The organism is Dictyobacter alpinus (genome assembly GCF_003967575.1).
In the GTDB taxonomy this organism is placed as follows: domain Bacteria; phylum Chloroflexota; class Ktedonobacteria; order Ktedonobacterales; family Ktedonobacteraceae; genus Dictyobacter; species Dictyobacter alpinus.
The window spans coordinates 2695150-2711617 of record NZ_BIFT01000002.1; the positions used below are offsets into that span (position 1 = coordinate 2695150).

Annotated in this window: 14 protein-coding genes; 7 read left to right on the forward strand and 7 right to left on the reverse strand. The window is 48.9% G+C overall.

Annotated elements, in window-relative coordinates; translation table 11 throughout:
• Positions 1-28: 28 nt before the first annotated feature.
• From EL633_RS33320 to EL633_RS33335, 4 genes are all read right to left on the reverse strand, one after another.
• Positions 29-475 carry a hypothetical protein gene (locus EL633_RS33320; RefSeq protein ID WP_218027634.1) on the reverse strand — a complete coding sequence of 149 codons (447 nt, stop codon included), beginning with the start codon at positions 473-475 and terminating at the stop codon, positions 29-31.
• 261 nt (positions 476-736) lie between these two features.
• Positions 737-1501: a hypothetical protein gene (locus EL633_RS33325; protein ID WP_126631517.1), complete on the reverse strand. Its 765-nt coding sequence runs from the start codon at positions 1499-1501 to the stop codon at positions 737-739.
• Positions 1502-1612: 111 nt separating this feature from the next.
• Positions 1613-2443, reverse strand: a complete 831-nt coding sequence (locus EL633_RS33330) for an MBL fold metallo-hydrolase (protein WP_126631518.1) — start codon at positions 2441-2443, stop codon at positions 1613-1615.
• Positions 2444-2652: 209 nt separating this feature from the next.
• Positions 2653-3216 carry a TetR/AcrR family transcriptional regulator gene (locus EL633_RS33335; RefSeq protein WP_161982662.1) on the reverse strand — a complete coding sequence of 188 codons (564 nt, stop codon included), beginning with the start codon at positions 3214-3216 and terminating at the stop codon, positions 2653-2655.
• 190 nt (positions 3217-3406) lie between these two features.
• On the opposite strand from EL633_RS33335, the gene EL633_RS33340 reads away from it, so the two are divergent.
• The 4 genes from EL633_RS33340 (at position 3407) to EL633_RS33360 (ending at position 7707) form a co-directional block, all read left to right on the forward strand.
• Entirely contained in the window at positions 3407-4222 is an 816-nt protein-coding gene (locus EL633_RS33340) for an SDR family oxidoreductase (RefSeq protein ID WP_126631520.1), read from the forward strand.
• A 247-nt stretch (positions 4223-4469) separates the two neighbouring features.
• Positions 4470-4841: a DUF4260 domain-containing protein gene (locus EL633_RS33350; protein WP_126631521.1), complete on the forward strand. Its 372-nt coding sequence runs from the start codon at positions 4470-4472 to the stop codon at positions 4839-4841.
• A 1328-nt stretch (positions 4842-6169) separates the two neighbouring features.
• Positions 6170-6538, forward strand: a complete 369-nt coding sequence (locus EL633_RS33355; RefSeq protein ID WP_126631522.1) for a hypothetical protein — start codon at positions 6170-6172, stop codon at positions 6536-6538.
• 245 nt (positions 6539-6783) lie between these two features.
• Positions 6784-7707 carry a hypothetical protein gene (locus EL633_RS33360; RefSeq protein WP_126631523.1) on the forward strand — a complete coding sequence of 308 codons (924 nt, stop codon included), beginning with the start codon at positions 6784-6786 and terminating at the stop codon, positions 7705-7707.
• Between the two features lie 215 nt (positions 7708-7922).
• Here EL633_RS33360 and EL633_RS33365 read toward each other — a convergent pair whose 3' ends face one another.
• The 3 genes from EL633_RS33365 to EL633_RS33375 are packed head-to-tail and all read right to left on the reverse strand — an operon-like array spanning position 7923 to position 12048.
• Entirely contained in the window at positions 7923-9842 is a 1920-nt protein-coding gene (locus tag EL633_RS33365; RefSeq protein ID WP_126631524.1) for a glycoside hydrolase family 127 protein, read from the reverse strand.
• A gap of 52 nt (positions 9843-9894) precedes the next feature.
• Positions 9895-10905: an ABC transporter substrate-binding protein gene (locus EL633_RS33370; protein WP_126631525.1), complete on the reverse strand. Its 1011-nt coding sequence runs from the start codon at positions 10903-10905 to the stop codon at positions 9895-9897.
• A gap of 57 nt (positions 10906-10962) precedes the next feature.
• Positions 10963-12048, reverse strand: coding sequence for a LacI family DNA-binding transcriptional regulator (locus tag EL633_RS33375; RefSeq protein ID WP_246039314.1), 1086 nt, complete (start codon positions 12046-12048; stop codon positions 10963-10965).
• A gap of 335 nt (positions 12049-12383) precedes the next feature.
• On the opposite strand from EL633_RS33375, the gene EL633_RS33380 reads away from it, so the two are divergent.
• The 3 genes from EL633_RS33380 to EL633_RS33390 all read left to right on the forward strand — a co-directional run bounded on the left by EL633_RS33380 (position 12384) and on the right by EL633_RS33390 (position 16322).
• Entirely contained in the window at positions 12384-12893 is a 510-nt protein-coding gene (locus EL633_RS33380) for a hypothetical protein (RefSeq protein ID WP_126631527.1), read from the forward strand.
• A 106-nt stretch (positions 12894-12999) separates the two neighbouring features.
• The gene (locus EL633_RS33385; RefSeq protein WP_161982663.1) at positions 13000-14241 is read left to right on the forward strand and encodes an ROK family transcriptional regulator; all 1242 of its coding nucleotides are present in this window, start codon (positions 13000-13002) and stop codon (positions 14239-14241) included.
• Between the two features lie 167 nt (positions 14242-14408).
• Entirely contained in the window at positions 14409-16322 is a 1914-nt protein-coding gene (locus EL633_RS33390; RefSeq protein ID WP_126631529.1) for a glycoside hydrolase family 30 beta sandwich domain-containing protein, read from the forward strand.
• Positions 16323-16468 lie beyond the last annotated feature (146 nt).

Below are 16468 nucleotides of genomic sequence, written 5' to 3' on the forward strand. Positions count from 1 at the left end.
GAGGGAACAGAACAAAGAAGTAGTATTATTACTGTTCCTGCGATTTTACCTGAGCTTCGTGATAATCATTAATCTGATCGAAGATCTCAGAAGGGAACGTCAGTTCCTGATAGACATTACAGGCATCAGGATTCTCAGGATCGGGACAGATCGCGAAGTCCTGTTGTGACTGCCATTCCAGGATGCGCTCGCGCTTGGGAGGATTATAGTTGCGCTGCTTGACCTGGGTCAGCAAGGCCTGTGAATCGGTCGCATTATGATCGGGTTGACCGCTTAGCAACTCCACGATCTGCTCATCCGGCAAGAAGTGGCGCGCAATCATCACAAAGGTCAGGCGGCCATAATGACCGATATCCTCTTTCTTCTGGAGGGCATCCAGCAGATGGGCCATCATCGGTGATTTACGCAGCTCGGCACTTTGATCGTTCTCGGTTGTTGTCTTTTTATTATTGGTCGCATGGTCGTCTTGACTCATGAAAATTATCCTTTCAGCTCAATGCTCACTTATTTCCCTGTGCTTATTTACACTATAGAACATAAGTTCAAAATAAGCAAGCTGAACAATACACATTCCCACATCATCCTCTCGCTTTGGCCCCGCAGGCCAATTGTCTCCTTTAATACGAAACAACAAAGGATTTAGATGATCTATTATGGCTAACAAGCCTCCTAACGGCGCGGATAGAGCGGTTGGCGAACCTGATGAAAAAAGCAGATATCGTCTTTCATCGCTGGATCAGTTTTGTGTTTCAGAAGACCTCCAGGACAAACGGGCGCTTTTCCCAATAGTTCCTCCGAGAACGCCCAGGAGCAGGCCCGTGATTAAGCCAATCCACAGGTGACCGATCAGAGCGGCCAGCCAATCACCAGCTATGTAGGTGATAATGTCTGGGAGGCCGCTGTGCCGAAATTCTGTAATGGTCTGCTGGTCACTCAATCCCACCTGAAAAAGAGGAACTGAAAACAATAGCCAGGTTAAGAAAATCATCAATCCGCCCAACATCCCACAGAGTAAACCAGCCTGAATTCCTGGAGAGATGCGTCCGGTCTGCCATCCCGTAAGCAGACTGGGGAACACCGGGAGCAGAAACCCGAGCAATGATGAGCCTCTATAGAGGATGAGCATGAACGGACCTGATGGAGCGAGCGGAAAATTGCCCACCAACAGTTCGATCGCCCATATCGTTCCACAAAGAAGCCCCCAACATGTTCCCTGTTGGAGAGCAACACGTTCGTCTGTTGTTCCTGTATGGGTGCGAAAGAGTGCGAACCAGCCATAAATGAGTAATGCCAGTACATATAAGCTCAGATAGATACGTATTTCGGTTCCACCATGTATCGCAACTGCTGGATGTTCAAGTAATTGTATAATGCTGCTCAGAATGAACAGCACTAAACTGGCGAGAAAACACCAGCGAACCAGTCTCATCTGACCTTCAGTGATCATATCTCCTCCGTTTTCTTCAGAAATAGCCTTCACATATTGCTTACCAGGTGCCATTGTTCTGTTCCTTGGATAAGAGTAGTTTGCTCATGTTTCGTCAGAGCGTACATACGTCTCCAGCGAGCGCTTTCCTCAGACCACCAATTGTTTAAGTTCGCGTGCCTCTTTTTATCCCTGACGTACGGGAAGGACGGTTTGCAGGGCTTCGATATAGCGGTCTGCCGAACGCATGACGGCATCATGGGCATCTTGTGGGACGATGGCTTCGAACCAGGCTGCGTAGATACGATCGAATGTGTAGGGTGCGATAGTGTTGCGCATACGCTGGATTTCGCTGGCTGGTAGCGGAATCAAATTTGGATAACTATACATGAAGCTGACCCAGCGATTATCGGCGACCACTGTAATGATATCTCCGCTGAGCAGCGCCCCCTTGCCTTCGGCTCCCTGGGGCCAGTGCAGGACGGTTCCGCCTGGGAAGTGTCCACCCAGGCGTATCAAGGTGATATCGCCGGGTAGTTGTTGGGTTTCACCTGTCCAGAAGATGATACGCTCATCTGGCCGCATGACCCATTGCTGATCGTTGGCATGTAGATAAATCTTCGCGTCAAAGCGCCTGGCCCATTCGACCATGCTTGAATAATAGTGTGGATGGGAGATCGCGATCGCTGAAATACCCCCCAGATCCTTGACGGTCTCGTAGGTTTCGTCATCCAGATAGCTAATGCAGTCCCACAGGACATTGCCGTGCTCGCTGCGCACAAGGAGGCCGCGCTGGCCGATGGCGAATTTGGGGGTTGTGCCAATGCCCAGCAGATGTGGCTCATGATGTTTGAGTGTATTGCTGCGACCTTCCGCGCTCATCGCGTCCATCGTTGTCCATTGCTGGCCTTGATGACCAACATACTGGCGCTGATCCAGGCAGATCGGACATTCCCGAGGCGGCTCCTGGCTGGCCGAGAACTGGGTACCACAGGTCACACAAATCCAATGTTGCATAGCTCAAAGCTTCCTTCCTTAATTCATAACAAAGGCTCTAACATCATTGTGGCACATTCTTGATAGTTTATAAAAGACGCCAGTTGTCATGTGCAAATGAACTTTTGACCTGAATAGATCTATCCATTCTATTTCTTTTCCATCACGTTTCTACACGTTCGTATGTTTGTTTAAAAAAGTGAGAACTTCTTGTGCTATGATGCTGTTCGCTAGTGGTTCAGGCCGGCAAGGACGATGGTGATTAACCCTTTGATCAGTTGTCGGATCTGCATGGCAGACGAAGCCGATTCTTTGAAGCCTTGTGTGGCGGTGTTTAGAATATGGGCCAGTTGCTCAGGAGAGAGGGAAAGATTTGCTTGATCGCTCATGAGAGGCCGTAGAATATCCGAGAGGATCGTTTCAAATTCAGCAAACGCTCCCATTGTTATCTCGGTAGCGAATGCATAGCCACTCTCGAGGATATCTCTTGCATCGGGTGAGGCCTGGATCATTTCAAATGGGCGCACACACCAGACCTCGAACGCGCTGGTCAACTGATCAGCAACCTCCTCGTGCGTACTCACTTCTTTACGCACGTCATGTAGCAATTCGGAGAAGATCTGGGTGATGAGAGCCTGAAAGACTTCTTCTTTAGAAGAGAAGATGAGATATAATGCCGGCCTCGACATCTGCGCTGCTTCCGCCAGATCGCTCATCGTGGCGCGCTTAAAACCATATCTCATGAAGATCTTACGAGCAGCGTTCAGCACTTGCTCTTCTTTGCTTTGTGTCATCACAACCCCTTTGCATACATCTAATGTAAAAACCGGTTCAGGAAGAGTGGGAAGCGAGTGGCGTAATATTTCCAGACCGCTTGACCCATTCATATTTTACTACCTTGACAAATATTGTCAATGTGTCTATACTGACAATATGACATAAATTGTCAGCGTGATAAAAAAGTTAGGCGAAAGGAAATGCAGCATGAAACTTTCAGGCAGCACCATCTTAATTACCGGTGGTACCAGCGGGATCGGCTTGGAACTCGCAATACAGCTTTATAAACGGCAGAACACGGTTCTCATTACGGGACGAGATCCGCACAAACTTCAAGAGGTACAGAGACAATTCCCAGATATGCATACCTATCAGAGCGACGTCAGCGACCCGGCGGCCATCGTCTCGCTTTATCAACGTGTGACGCACGATTTTCCCGATCTCAATGTGCTGGTGAACAATGCCGGGGAGATGCGCATGCTAAGCCTCCAAGGACAGCACGGGCTACAGGATATCGGTCATGAGATTGCTATTAATCTGCTGGGGCCTGTGCGCATGGTCGAGCAGTTTTTGCCGTTTCTCACAACGAAGCGTCAGGCTGCTATCATCAACATGTCATCAGGACTGGCTTTTGTGCCGCTGGCAAGTGCACCCATTTACTGCGCCACCAAGGCTGCCATCCATTCCTATACCCAATCCCTGCGCATCCAACTGCACGGCACACCTGTCAAAGTGTTTGAGTTAGCCCCGCCTCCCACGAGCACTCCGCTCATGGACAACTTTGGCTCGGACGCGCTTAACAACCAGAGCTCAGGCGTGATGAATGTTGACAAGATGGTGCGGGTAGCGCTAAGAGGTCTCGAAAAGGATACCGAGGAAATTCGGCCCGGGGTAAGCAATGTCCTGAAGGTAATGAGCCGATTGGCACCAACCTTAATGCTGAGACAGATGAACAGGCCAGTCGCCAGAGAACTGGCAAAGATCCCGACCCTGCCCTTCCTCACCGAGCACGCCCATACCTAGAGTGGGCTTGAACACCTGCGAGGTGATGACATCCGGTGCTGAACTTGCCGACGAGGCCGGCATCGGATCAGTAGGCTTTTTGACCTGCTCGTACACCATGCCGACCTGCCTTTCCTGCCCGGCAATCTGGGTACTCTCCCTCTGCCAGGCTTCGACCTCTGGGCCTACTTGCTGGTCAGCATCATCCCTGAAATCCCTCAAACCAGATCATCCGGTAATCATTAAAAATCAGACAAAGGAAAACAGCATGAACACCACAAAAATTTTCACGCCCGCCATCCTCCTGCGCCTCGAAGGGGCCAGCGTTTTTCTCCTCACCCTGCTCCTCTACGCACAGCATGGAGGTAACTGGCTGATGTACATCTTGCTCCTCTTCATACCAGATCTCTCCGCACTCGGCTACCTCATCAACACCCATATAGGAGCATACGTGTACAACCTCATCCATACCTATGTTCTACCCATCGCCCTGCTTGCAATCTCCCTGCTCATCAGCAACCCACTCCTGCTGCTGTTCGCCCTGATCTGGCTCTCCCACATCGGGCTCGATCGCCTTCTCGGCTTCGGCCTCAAGTATCCTACAATCTTTAAGGATACACACCTCAACCGCGTAGGCTAAGTGCCCGACTGAGGAAAGCTGTCTGTGATAGACGTCATAGAATTGACAAAAAACCACGTCATCAAGTAATCACATTTACACCAATGATGTCTATGACGGTATCATAATCCTGTTTCATTTGTACTTTCGATGATGACTGAGAAGGATCCCTTGTCGTAGGTAATCAAAATATGCTCAACTACACATAGCTAGCTTGAACAGCTTTATACTTGTGCCACACTTTGGAGAAGCATTATACAATGACTAATTTTGATTTTACGCATTCTTTGCGATGAGGATCGAGAATAGAACTACATCTACAAAAAAAAGAAAAACAATAACAAAACCAACGGTAGGAGAAAGGAGTCTATGCACGAGGAGAAATAGTGTAACAATAAATACAAATCCTCCAGTATAGAAAAAAAAGTACCAAAGATCTTTGGATTGATGCCAAGAGAATTTTTCTGTACGCATAGCCTGTTGAAATGAAATAAAAAAGAGAACATCGCAATAAAAAATGAACGCGGCCATGATAATGTAAATAAAGTTAAGCAAGTACATTTGAGGTAATATGTAATTTAAATACAATAATGCTGCTATAAATAGTAATAAAGTTATAAAAAGCGTATTATTTCGCTGTTTCTTTGTCACTTTTGTCCAAATGAGGTAAGAGCGGAACATAAGTAGGACTCCTTCTATTCAATCTTCAATCATAGAGAAGGAAGTTGTTTTATTAACTTCTTTCTCTATAAATATGTTCACTACAATTATAGCAATTCTAAGTGCGTGTCACATAAATTACTTTATACTACAAAAGATTTATTCGTAAGAACTGAAATCATCATAAATGTGTAGTTAACTAAAAAAAGGGTAATCTCTTAAACCAGCCAGCAAAGCTCTCCCCATCGCCAGGAGAAGAAAAAGGCCATGCTGGTGTGACGTCAAATAATTACCACATTTTACCGCCATGTAGTAATCACATTTACACCGAGTCTTAGTAGATGTACTATTTAATCGATAATATTTGCTTGAAAGGAAGTACATATGCGAAGGCCTCATAATCGCAGAGTTTTTTTAATTGCAGCAATATGCAATTTTTGCTCACTGCTTATTTACTTGACCTTTTTTTTTACTCATTCATTTCCGGGTATACTATTGATAATGCTTATTTTTGGATTGGTAACTTTTAGCTTCTCTTTTCTTTTGTTCGTTGCGGCATACTTTATAAGCAGGCCTAATCAATGAGACCCGCGCTATATACGCTGTCATGAGGGGCAGGGTAGTGGTAAATGCTCTGAATGTTCTACGGTTTTTAGTTTGTTGCATTCCTGTGAAAGCAAGGTGACGCTATGGTTCAGAATGAGTCTATCTCGAGTGAGGGTGTTGTACTGTTTCGGCCGGTGGGGGAGGAGGAGTTGGCGTTGATTCGAGAGAGCGAGTGGACTGCCTTTCCGCCACGTTTATACTGGCAGCCTATCTTTTATCCTGTCTTGAATGAGGGATATGCCACCCAGATTGCGTGTGATTGGAATGCGCGTGATGGGCATTCGGGCTATGTGACGCGTTTCCAGGTGCACAAAGCGTTTCTGGATCGCTATGAGGTGCGCCAGGTTGGCGGTGCGGTTCACCTGGAATATTGGATACCAGCCGAGTACCTGGAGGAGTTTAATCGCCAGCTTGTGGGTCCAATTGAGGTAATCTCTGAATTCCATTCATGAGAGCTGGATCAGAGCCTGTGGCCTGCATCTTCGATACCTTCAAGGTTGATGGAGGCCAACTCTTTTACTCTGAAGATATTATATCTTGCGTAATTCCTTAATTTTGTCTCCTATTCATTCATATCTTACGTGTCCGTAGATGAGCGCCCTCTCAGGACGATTTCCTGTGGGTAATAAAGCAGCCTCAATCGGGCTATCATGCCACTATGGCTGGCATGTTCAGGGAGGATATGATGGAGCCATTTATGGCCAGAACAATTCGTGCTAATCCATTAATTGCAATCTTTAAAAACCAATTTCTTACGTTCTTTATATCTATAATAGCGCTATTTGCGTTTCTGGTTATTTTATTGTTTGTAGGCTTTATCTTTGCTGAAAGTAAATTTGTGCCGTTTCTTTTACGTGAAATTCCCCTTACTAGCGTTTTATTGTTGAATGCTTTTTCATCTATGTTGAGTTACCGGCAATGGCAATACTGGAAACATATAGAACGGCTGCGCATTGCGACCGTCAGGGGCGATCTCTCGCTGCTGGCAGCTGAACAGCCTGCGTCTAGTGCTGCCGGGCTGTCGTTGCCCTGTACACTTACATTTCGCTATGGGAAAGGTACCCTTTTAAAATTTATGGGAATGGTAGTGATACTTTTCGTTCCCTATCTAGGATTGGTCGCTTGGACTTCGAAGGATTTTATGGTGAGTTTATTGAGTGATACATCAATTCTTGTGGTTGTGTGTGTGGTTGTATTTTTTCTTTTCTTGATTGTGTCACTACTTATCTTTGTATTGCGCCGGCAACGGCAGATCGTAGATGTTACTGAGCAAGCAATATCGATGTTTAGTGGAAATAAGCAGAGTCTGGTACGCTGGGAAGAGGCGAGACTTTTTGCGGTATATCATACCTGGGGAGCACAACGCAATCAATCCTCGCTTACTTACGAGTTATCTAGCATGACCGATATAGTGCGCTGGACTGAAGTTGTGCGTCGTCCTGGTTTTTTTCAGATGCTTATGACTTCTACTATTCCGCTGGAAGAACATGTACAACAGATCCAGGCGCTCAATGCACTGGTAGTGGCTCGTACCGGTCTCCCTTTGTACGATTTGCGTAAAGAATCTACCCTGGATAACGTACATCCTCACAGCGCCGAGCCCTTAAAGAGTGAATTATAAAATGTTTGTGTTTCATAAATAATGGTTCATTGAATACAAGGAGTCCACTCTGAGCCATTCCAAATGCTTCTCGTCCTATTCCGGTGGGAGCCAGCACACAGAGATGATGCCAACTGAGTTGGTATCTCTTCTGTGCGCTGGTAATGTATGGTCCTGCTACATATAATGGAAGAGGCAATATCAGTGTTTTATCCATACATAGAACACTGGTTATTCTAGCAACTTTTTAGCCACACGCGCAGCTCGCCCGGCTCGCGATTGTCCCAGAGATAATAGGGAATGGCACGCATGGTATGAGAAACAGGGTGCGGAGGGGTAGTACGGTAGAGCTGACCTGCCCAATCATCCTCCTCATAACGTAGCGCTTTACCCTGGATAATCACGGCTCCTCCCAGAAATTGAGGATCATAGCTCGCTTCAATCTCTGCATCCATAGGCAAGAACATATTCTCCAGCGCTCCTGGATTGTCCGCACTCTCCAGACAATATATCAAGGGACCACGCTGCAACGCCACACGTCCAACATCGAATGAAATAGCGGGGTGAGCGTAGACGCGCTCGACAGGCATGGCAAAATCGAGTTGTATTTCGTCCCCATCGTTCCACACACGCCCGATAGTGGCATATCCCTGCTCCAAACACGCATTGAGATCGATGTCTTCTCCATTCACCTTGATCGTACTCTGGCGACTCCAACCAGGTATGCGCAGCTTCAAGCGGAAAGCTGTGGGAGCATTCATCTGCAAACGTAGCGCAATCGCTCCCTCCCAGGGATAATTCGTTTGCTGACGCAGTGTAAGCTCTTGCTCACCCACGTATACACGCGCCTCGCTCTGAATATATAGATGAACCGCAAGTGTCTCTTTATTGGTTGCGTAGATATATTGTCCTAACGAAGGCAGCAAGCGTACGATATTTGTTGGACAACAGGAGACATCGTACCATGGTTGACGGTGATGCTGGCCGGTACTGGCCAGGGGGTTTTCGTAGAAAAAGAGCGTACCATCCTGTGATACGCCACTTATCACCCCGTTATACAGTGCATGCTCCATCACATCAGCGTATCGGCTATCGCAGTCAAGGCGAAGCATACGCTGGCTCCACATTACCAGACCGATAGCGGCACAGGTTTCAGCGTAAGCTGTCTCATTGGGAAGATCATAATCAGCGGTAAAGCCCTCATTGTGGCGAGACGTTCCAATACCACCTGTGACGTACATACGCGTACGACAAAGATGATCCCATAACGTATGACACGCCTCCAACAGCGTACCATCACCTGTCTCACGAGCCAGATCGATCATGGCTGAATAGAGATACATCGCACGTACAGCGTGCCCAACTACTTCCTTCTGTTCACGAACCGGTACATGTGACTGGTTATACTCGTAGGTCTGATGCTGGAAATCTCTGGGGTTATCTCCACGCCGTACAGCTTCCTCGTCAAAATAATGGGGCGAGCGCCCGCGCTCATTAACAAAGTAAGCTGCAACCTGCAAATAGCGCTTCTCGCCAGTCACTTCATACAGTTTCACGAGAGCGAGCTCGATCTCCTGATGTCCATCATACCCTCTGAGTTGACCAGGGCCGGTACCAAAGGTTGCCGCAATATGATCGGCATAGCGACACATCGCATCCAATAAGGTACGTTTGCCCGTTGTCTGAAAATGCGCGACCGCCGCCTCAATCATATGACCGGCCCCATACAACTCATGGTTATCGCGCAAATTTTTCCAGCGCATTTCCGGCTCAACAATCGTAAAATGCGGGTTAAGATATCCATCTGGTTGCTGCGCGCTCGTGATCAGTGCAATAGCCTCATCAACTTGCGCTTCTAACTCTGTATCAGGCACATTGGCCAGACTATAACTCGCGGCCTCTAGCCATTTCGCGACATCAGAGTCCCAGAAAATATGTGGCTCGCCACCTTTTCCTGGTTCCCAATCCAGGCGAAAAGCCGCCAGGCGACCAGTCGTTTGCAAAAGATGATAGCTATGGGGTAACGTGTGTAAGCGATTCTTATCAATACGCGGCTTCCAGAACACATCATCGATGTTTACCTGTGTAAAAGGCACAGGGCGTAAGTAAGATTCTTGAGCAAACGTGACCTGAGAAGCAAGCAAGTTGGATGTCATAAAGAGATACCCTCTATCTTTCAGTCAAAGTATGGTGGAGAGAAAAGCAGCGCTAGCCCTTGACCGCGCCAGCAGTGATTCCACGGATGTAATGATCAGGATGGTGTGAACCACTCGGTATGACGATATTATCGCCACCAGCAAAAGCAGACGAGCCACCATTTTTACCCGGCAGCGGCGCAACTCCAAAGTTAATATTGCTATTTTTGGTTTTCAGCGTACTTAACTCGAAGGCACCAGCCCCCACCATGCCCACTTTGCCGGCAGCAAAACCAGTAAACCAGTTCGAGCCATCATCTACTTTCGAGCCAGGATCAACCAGGCCTCCAGTCCATAGGCGACGATAGAAGTTCAAGGCATCCTTAACTTGGGGCGACGACGAAAGTGTCGCCTGGGTGCCATCAGAGTTGAGAATATCGCCACCGCTGGCCCAGATTAATGGTAGGAAAGTGAATGCATTAATGCCACCGTTTGCACCCGAAATATGATAGCCATAGGTGCCATTGCCCAGTTTTGTAATAGCTTTTGCATCACTTTCCATCTGTGCCCATGTGGTAGGTGGCTTGTTGGGATCAAGCCCAGCCTTGCTAAAGAGATCTTTGTTGTAGAGCAGGAAAGAGCCCTCGGCGCTAAAAGGTAGGCCATAAATCTTGCTCTGATAGGTTGCCAGGCGTACATGAGAAGGGCTGAGTTTATCAAAGAAAGACAGTGCCTTCACCTTATCGGTGATATCTGTTAATTGATTTTGTGAAGCAAATGCAGGTGTATACACCAGGTCGGTCGCCACCAGATCGGGCACATCACCACTAGCCACAGCTGAACCAAACTTGGTCACAAAGCTATTTGCTGGGATAAGCGTCAATTTGATTTGATTTTTGTGACTGGCGTTATACGCAGCTATAAGAGGCTGAACCAGAGCTGCATCACTGTCGCGGCTCCAGAACGTAATCGTTACTTTATCAGAAGAACCACTACTGTTGCTCGTGCCCCCACAGGCAGCTAAAATCAGAGTAAGCGCAAGAAATGGAAGCAGCATAGCTCCTACTAGACCCCGTATCTTCATAGATCAGACTGTCCTTTCTGCTCTCAGAGCAGTAAACAATAAAAATAATGAGCGCTGTTATGCCTCTCGTTGTTGAATCTTGCTCTTGGTTTGTATACTCTTGCTTTGAGCAGCGCTGGACTCTCGGACGACCAGGCTACATGGTACGCGCTCGATACCAGTTGGGCGCTGGCCATCGATCATCTGCAGCAAACGTGTACCGGCGAGTTTGCCCAATTCGTGCAAGTTCAGATCAACTGTGGTGAGGGGTGGGCGAACGGCTGTGGCCATAACCTCCCAATTATCAAAGCCGGTAATTGCAATATCCTCAGGAACGCGAATCCCACGTTCACGGAGACCATCAACGACACCACGCGCAATCTGATCGCTGCCACAAAAGATTGCATCGATCAATGGATCACGATCCAATAGAATGTTTGCGGCCTCGTAGCCCCAACTTTCTTCCCAGGCTCCCGAAAGAACCCGTCGCTCAGTGAAAGGGATATCATGTTCACCGAGAACTGCTCGCATCTCTTTTGCTCGTAGCTGCACCGCCTCAAAATAAACCGGGCCGGTAATATGTGCGAAATGACGGCGGCCCTGCTTGATCAGGTGTTCCACTGCCAACCGTGCGCCCTGTTCATCATCCGGTAAGATACAGAGCACATTGGGATCTTCAACACGGGTATAGGCATAGATCACAGGCAGATCAAGTTTACCTAGATCAATTGGTGCACGTGAATTCGTGCGATCCGAGGTAACAATAATCCCATCGACATGTTTGGCTAGCAACGAATCAAGGTGTTGCTGCTCCCGTTCTGGACTCCCGAGAGTATTGCAAAGAAATACAGAAATCTGTGCATTTACCAATGCGTCTTCAATGCCTGTCACGAGGGGAATGCTGAAGCGACCATAGTTGTCAGTCGATAGTAGACCTACCGTAAAGCTACGTCCGCGTACCAGACTCTGCGCCAGGTCGTTGGGCCGAAAACCAAGCTGCTTCGCCGCCTCAAGAACCCGTTCGCGTGTCTCTGGACGGAGTTTCCCCTGTCCATTGAGGGCCTTCGATGCTGTGCTTAGTGCCACACCTGCAGCCTGTGCGACATCGCTTAAGGTGGGTAAGGGGCGTAATATACGCTCCGTGTTTTCTTTATCCTGTGCCACGCTGTCTCCTCCTCCGCTTATTTGAGCCAGAGAAAAGTGGTTTCTCATTGAATGGGACCCTACTTTTCTAGATTAAGGAAAGGGTTTTCCTTAATCTAGAAAAGAGATTACCTGTTTAAAAACAGTTTGTCAAGATCTTTTACCGACTATTTTTGCCTATTCCAGCAAAAATAGTCGGTATATATCCAGATTATGAGAGGTAGCGCGAGAAAAAAGAGCGTTTCGCCTCTTGACAGGAAGCTTTCCTCTCAGTACACTTAGATTCAGCTGAGTGAAAGCCCTTTCCTTGATGAATGAGTCAGGAATGACGGCCTTTTAGTGCTAGGAGATCTTCTATGCATACACGTACATGGATGTTCGTGATTCTCCGCATACTCTTTTTTGTTCTGCTCCTCACAGGAATTGTAGGAGCTGCAGAGTACCAGCCTGATCCTGCCAGGGTGGTAGGACCGAGTAGTACCAGCGCAACGTATCGCGACAAAACGACGGCGGGTCTTTTAAGCGAGATCGCGGGCGTACTTACTGGATACGAATTTGTGCGCAGCGCGAAATCGGCAACGCCGAATAATCCAACTTCCCCTCTGGCTGACTCCTGGTATCAAAATGGATCTTTTGATGACCTGATGAATGGTTCATATTCAGGCAATAATCCTAATTGGCAGCCCTCTGATACACAAGGGCATGAGATGCCGTTTGCGACGAATCATCCTGTTCATTTCACGCTGGCGCCGGGCTTACATGACGTCATGGCGGCTACGGACCATGCCCAACAATACATACTATCCATTGCAGAGAAAATCTTGACAGGACTTAATTTAAACCTTATAATAAGTGTAAGATTATAGTATTTAAGTATTTTGATCAACATACTTCTTCTGGTCAAGTCGCGCAAAGCATGCCCGAAAAACTTACGGTTGTATTCGCTGATTATCCTGTATGAGGGGTAGGAATGTGCTAACCGCCAGCCTTACATCGCGCGACGTCAGGCGCGTTAATCGGTCGATAGTGTTGCACGCGATCTATCGTGCCGGAGATATCAGCCGTTTGCAATTGAGTCAGAGCGCTGGTTTAAGTGTCGCTACCGTTACAAATGTTGTGGCTGAACTCCTTGCCGAGGGTATACTCCTGGAGGCTGGCCTTGAACCCTCCAATGGCGGCCGGCCAAGGACGATTTTGCGCCTCAATCGTGAATATGGCTATTTCTTTGGCGCCGAAATTGGCGAGACCGATGTGGTGGTGGAGCTATTTGACCTGACCCTGCGAAATCTGCGCACCGCGCACTATTTTTTGCATGGTGAAGAGAATCATCCCACGAAGGCTGTGCAATGTGTTATCGAGGGTGTTACCACGCTCCTTGCCGCTTTAGCCATCCCTGCTGAAAAAGTTTTGGGTATGGGTCTGGGCGTGTTGGGCCTGGTTGACCACACCGATAATGATGCGGTTCTGGCCCCTTCCTGGCAATGGCAGCGCGTGCCGCTTAAAGCACTGATTAGTCAGGCCCTGCCCATACCGCTTTTCCTGGACAATGGTTCTAAAACCATGGCCCTGGCCGAACTGCGCAAAAGGGAGGTGGAGGCCGGCGCTGAAACGATGATCGTTGTGAACCTGGGAACCGGGGTTGGCGCGGGCATTATCTATGAAGGGAAACTGTATCGCGGTAAAACCAATAGTGCTGGTGAATGGGGGCATACCGTGATGGCCCTGGATGGGGCTGTCTGTCGCTGTGGGCACCGTGGGTGTCTCGAAGCCTATATCGGTGCCAGCGCGATCATTCGTCGCTTCACGCAACTTGTCCCTACTAGTCCGCTGGTCTCGAATGAGGATGAGATGCAAGCGCTCTCCGCGATTCTTGAAGCGGCCCAGCAGGGAGATGGGGCAGCCATTCAGGTCTTACATGATACAGCCCACTACCTGGGAGCGGGCCTGGCTAACCTGATCAATCTATTCAATCCGCAATCCATCATTATGGGTGGCTGGGTTGGTACCTTGCTTGGTCCATATCTCTTGCCTGAGGTGCGGCAGTTTGTGGCTCGTTATGCGCTCGAATCGCCGTTTGGCGCAACACAGATACTTGTCAGCCAACTTGGGAAGGATGCTGGCAGTATTGGTGCGGCCCTGCTTGCTCACGATAGCTTCTTTACCTCTGGCATTTATATGATCGACACACAACATAATTCACTGGCGGCCCAGTAAGGAATTCAGCAGAGGACGTCGTAGTCCTTTTTATCTATTGCGTATGCTGCCATCCGTATTTCCTTACAACAGCTTGTCCAGCTATCTACAGAGGTGGTTGCCTATGGTAGCCATCCAGCCTTTTTCTCTCGATTTGTGCGACCAACATGTATTTCAAGGAGGATTCTATGCACTGGTCGACCCCGCTGCGCACCTTTACTGTGCGCTCCCTTCACGTTTCTGTTATTTGTACCATCTTACTCTTTAGCATTGTGGCTATCTTCTCCAGTCCTACACCGATCCACGCGGCCGGTGAAACGGTCAACGTCTGGCTCACCACTAGCGATCTGAGTACCCACCTGGCGCCCCAGGCCAACCTGACCTTTGCCAATGGGGGTGGTGGTGGCAATGTGATTAGCGTCAACGAGAATCAGACGTATCAGCAGATGGATGGTTTTGGTGCTTCTTTTGCGGATTCCAGTGCCTGGCTAGTCTATAACAAGATGAGTAGCAGCCAGCGTTCTACCCTGATGAATAACCTTTTTAGCAGTACGAGTGGTATTGGTCTGAGCTTCTTGCGTCAGCCGCTAGGTGCCTCGGACCTGACGCCACCGGCCCCAACTGTGGGTGAATATTCCTATGATGATATACCCGCCGGCCAGACCGATTTCTCGCTGGCGCATTTCTCTATTAATCACGACACAGCCTACATTATTCCTGTCCTAAAGCAGGCTTTGCAGATTAATCCCGCGCTTAAAATTATGGGTACGCCCTGGAGTCCTCCAGGCTGGATGAAGTCGAGCGGTTCCATGGAGGGTGGTACGCTCAATAGCAACGCCTATAGTGCCTATGCCAACTATTTTGCAAAGTATGTTCAGGCCTACCAGGCACAGGGCTTACCCATCTACGCGATTACTCCCCAGAACGAACCGCTCTACGTGCCCAACGGCTATCCCGGCATGTCTTTTCCGGCTACGGATGAGACCAATTTTATCAAAAACAACCTGGGACCAACCTTCGCGCAGAATGGCATTACGACAAAGATCCTGGGCTACGACCACAACTGGGATCAGCCCAGCTATCCCAACACTATCTTGGGTGATGCCAGCGCCAATTCTTATACCGCTGGCACCGCCTGGCACTGCTATGGTGGTACCGTCGACGCCCAGACGACCGTACACAACTCTTTCTCCAACAAGGATACCTGGGAGACTGAATGCTCTGGTGGCACCTGGGAGAACAGCAATGGTTTCCCAAACACGATGTCCCTGCTCATCGGTGTTGTGCGCAACTGGGGCAAGTCGGTTGTGCGTTGGGGCATGGTGCTCGATCCAAATGGCCAGCCTAACCTTGGGACGGGCGCGGCCTGCTCCACCTGCCGTGGCGTGGTGAGCGTCGATCAGAATAGCGGAAATGTGACCTACAACGGGGATTATTATGGTCTGGGACAGGCCAGTAAGTTTGTTGCTCCTGGTGCTTACCATATCGATTCCAGCGCGGGAAACAATGGCATTCAGGATGTGGCGTTCAAGAATTCTGATGGCTCGAAGGTACTGGTTGCCTACAACTCCGCGTCCAGTAGCCAGACCTTCAACGTGCAGTGGGGAGGCGAGAACTTTGCCTATACGCTACCGGCGGGCGCGGCGGCCACGTTTAAATGGAGTGGAACCCAGTCTGGCGGCGGCTCTGGCGCACCCATCGGCAAAACCATCTGGCTCAATGCGACCAATGGCAACTATGTCAGTGCCAGAATCGATCAGAGCAATAATCCCCTGAATGCAAGCGCGACCCAGGTGCAGGCCTGGGAAGAGTTTGATGTGATCGATGCCGGCAATGGACGGATCGCCCTGAAGTCCCATGCCAACGGGGATTATGTGAGTACCAGAATCGATCAGAGCAATAATCCACTTGATGCGAGCGCGACCCAGGTGCAGGCCTGGGAGGAATTTACCTGGCTCCCACAGAGTGATGGCACCATCGCGCTTCAGGCCCAGGCCAACGGGAATTATGTGAGTGCGCGTACCGACCAGAACAATACCCCGCTGGACGCCATGGTGACCCAGATCCAGGGCTGGGAGAAATTTACCTGGGGACAGGTATAGTCGATGCGTGGCTTGTCTCACTTTTATCTGTGATGTTCTAACAAATCAAAAGAATGTGCTATGCTACGTTTTTTCAGCGCTGCATAGCACATTTGGGGAGCGATTCTCCAAGCCAGAAGCAAGCAAGTGAGGCAAGAACCGCACGT

Coding starts and splice junctions, on each gene's coding strand:
- EL633_RS33320 (WP_218027634.1), bottom strand. CDS start 475: ATGAGTCAAGACGACCATGCGACCAATAATAAAAAGACAACAACCGAG.
- EL633_RS33325 (WP_126631517.1), bottom strand. CDS start 1,501: ATGGCACCTGGTAAGCAATATGTGAAGGCTATTTCTGAAGAAAACGGA.
- EL633_RS33330 (WP_126631518.1), bottom strand. CDS start 2,443: ATGCAACATTGGATTTGTGTGACCTGTGGTACCCAGTTCTCGGCCAGC.
- EL633_RS33335 (WP_161982662.1), bottom strand. CDS start 3,216: ATGACACAAAGCAAAGAAGAGCAAGTGCTGAACGCTGCTCGTAAGATC.
- EL633_RS33340 (WP_126631520.1), top strand. CDS start 3,407: ATGAAACTTTCAGGCAGCACCATCTTAATTACCGGTGGTACCAGCGGG.
- EL633_RS33350 (WP_126631521.1), top strand. CDS start 4,470: ATGAACACCACAAAAATTTTCACGCCCGCCATCCTCCTGCGCCTCGAA.
- EL633_RS33355 (WP_126631522.1), top strand. CDS start 6,170: ATGGTTCAGAATGAGTCTATCTCGAGTGAGGGTGTTGTACTGTTTCGG.
- EL633_RS33360 (WP_126631523.1), top strand. CDS start 6,784: ATGGCCAGAACAATTCGTGCTAATCCATTAATTGCAATCTTTAAAAAC.
- EL633_RS33365 (WP_126631524.1), bottom strand. CDS start 9,842: ATGACATCCAACTTGCTTGCTTCTCAGGTCACGTTTGCTCAAGAATCT.
- EL633_RS33370 (WP_126631525.1), bottom strand. CDS start 10,905: ATGAAGATACGGGGTCTAGTAGGAGCTATGCTGCTTCCATTTCTTGCG.
- EL633_RS33380 (WP_126631527.1), top strand. CDS start 12,384: ATGCATACACGTACATGGATGTTCGTGATTCTCCGCATACTCTTTTTT.
- EL633_RS33390 (WP_126631529.1), top strand. CDS start 14,409: ATGCACTGGTCGACCCCGCTGCGCACCTTTACTGTGCGCTCCCTTCAC.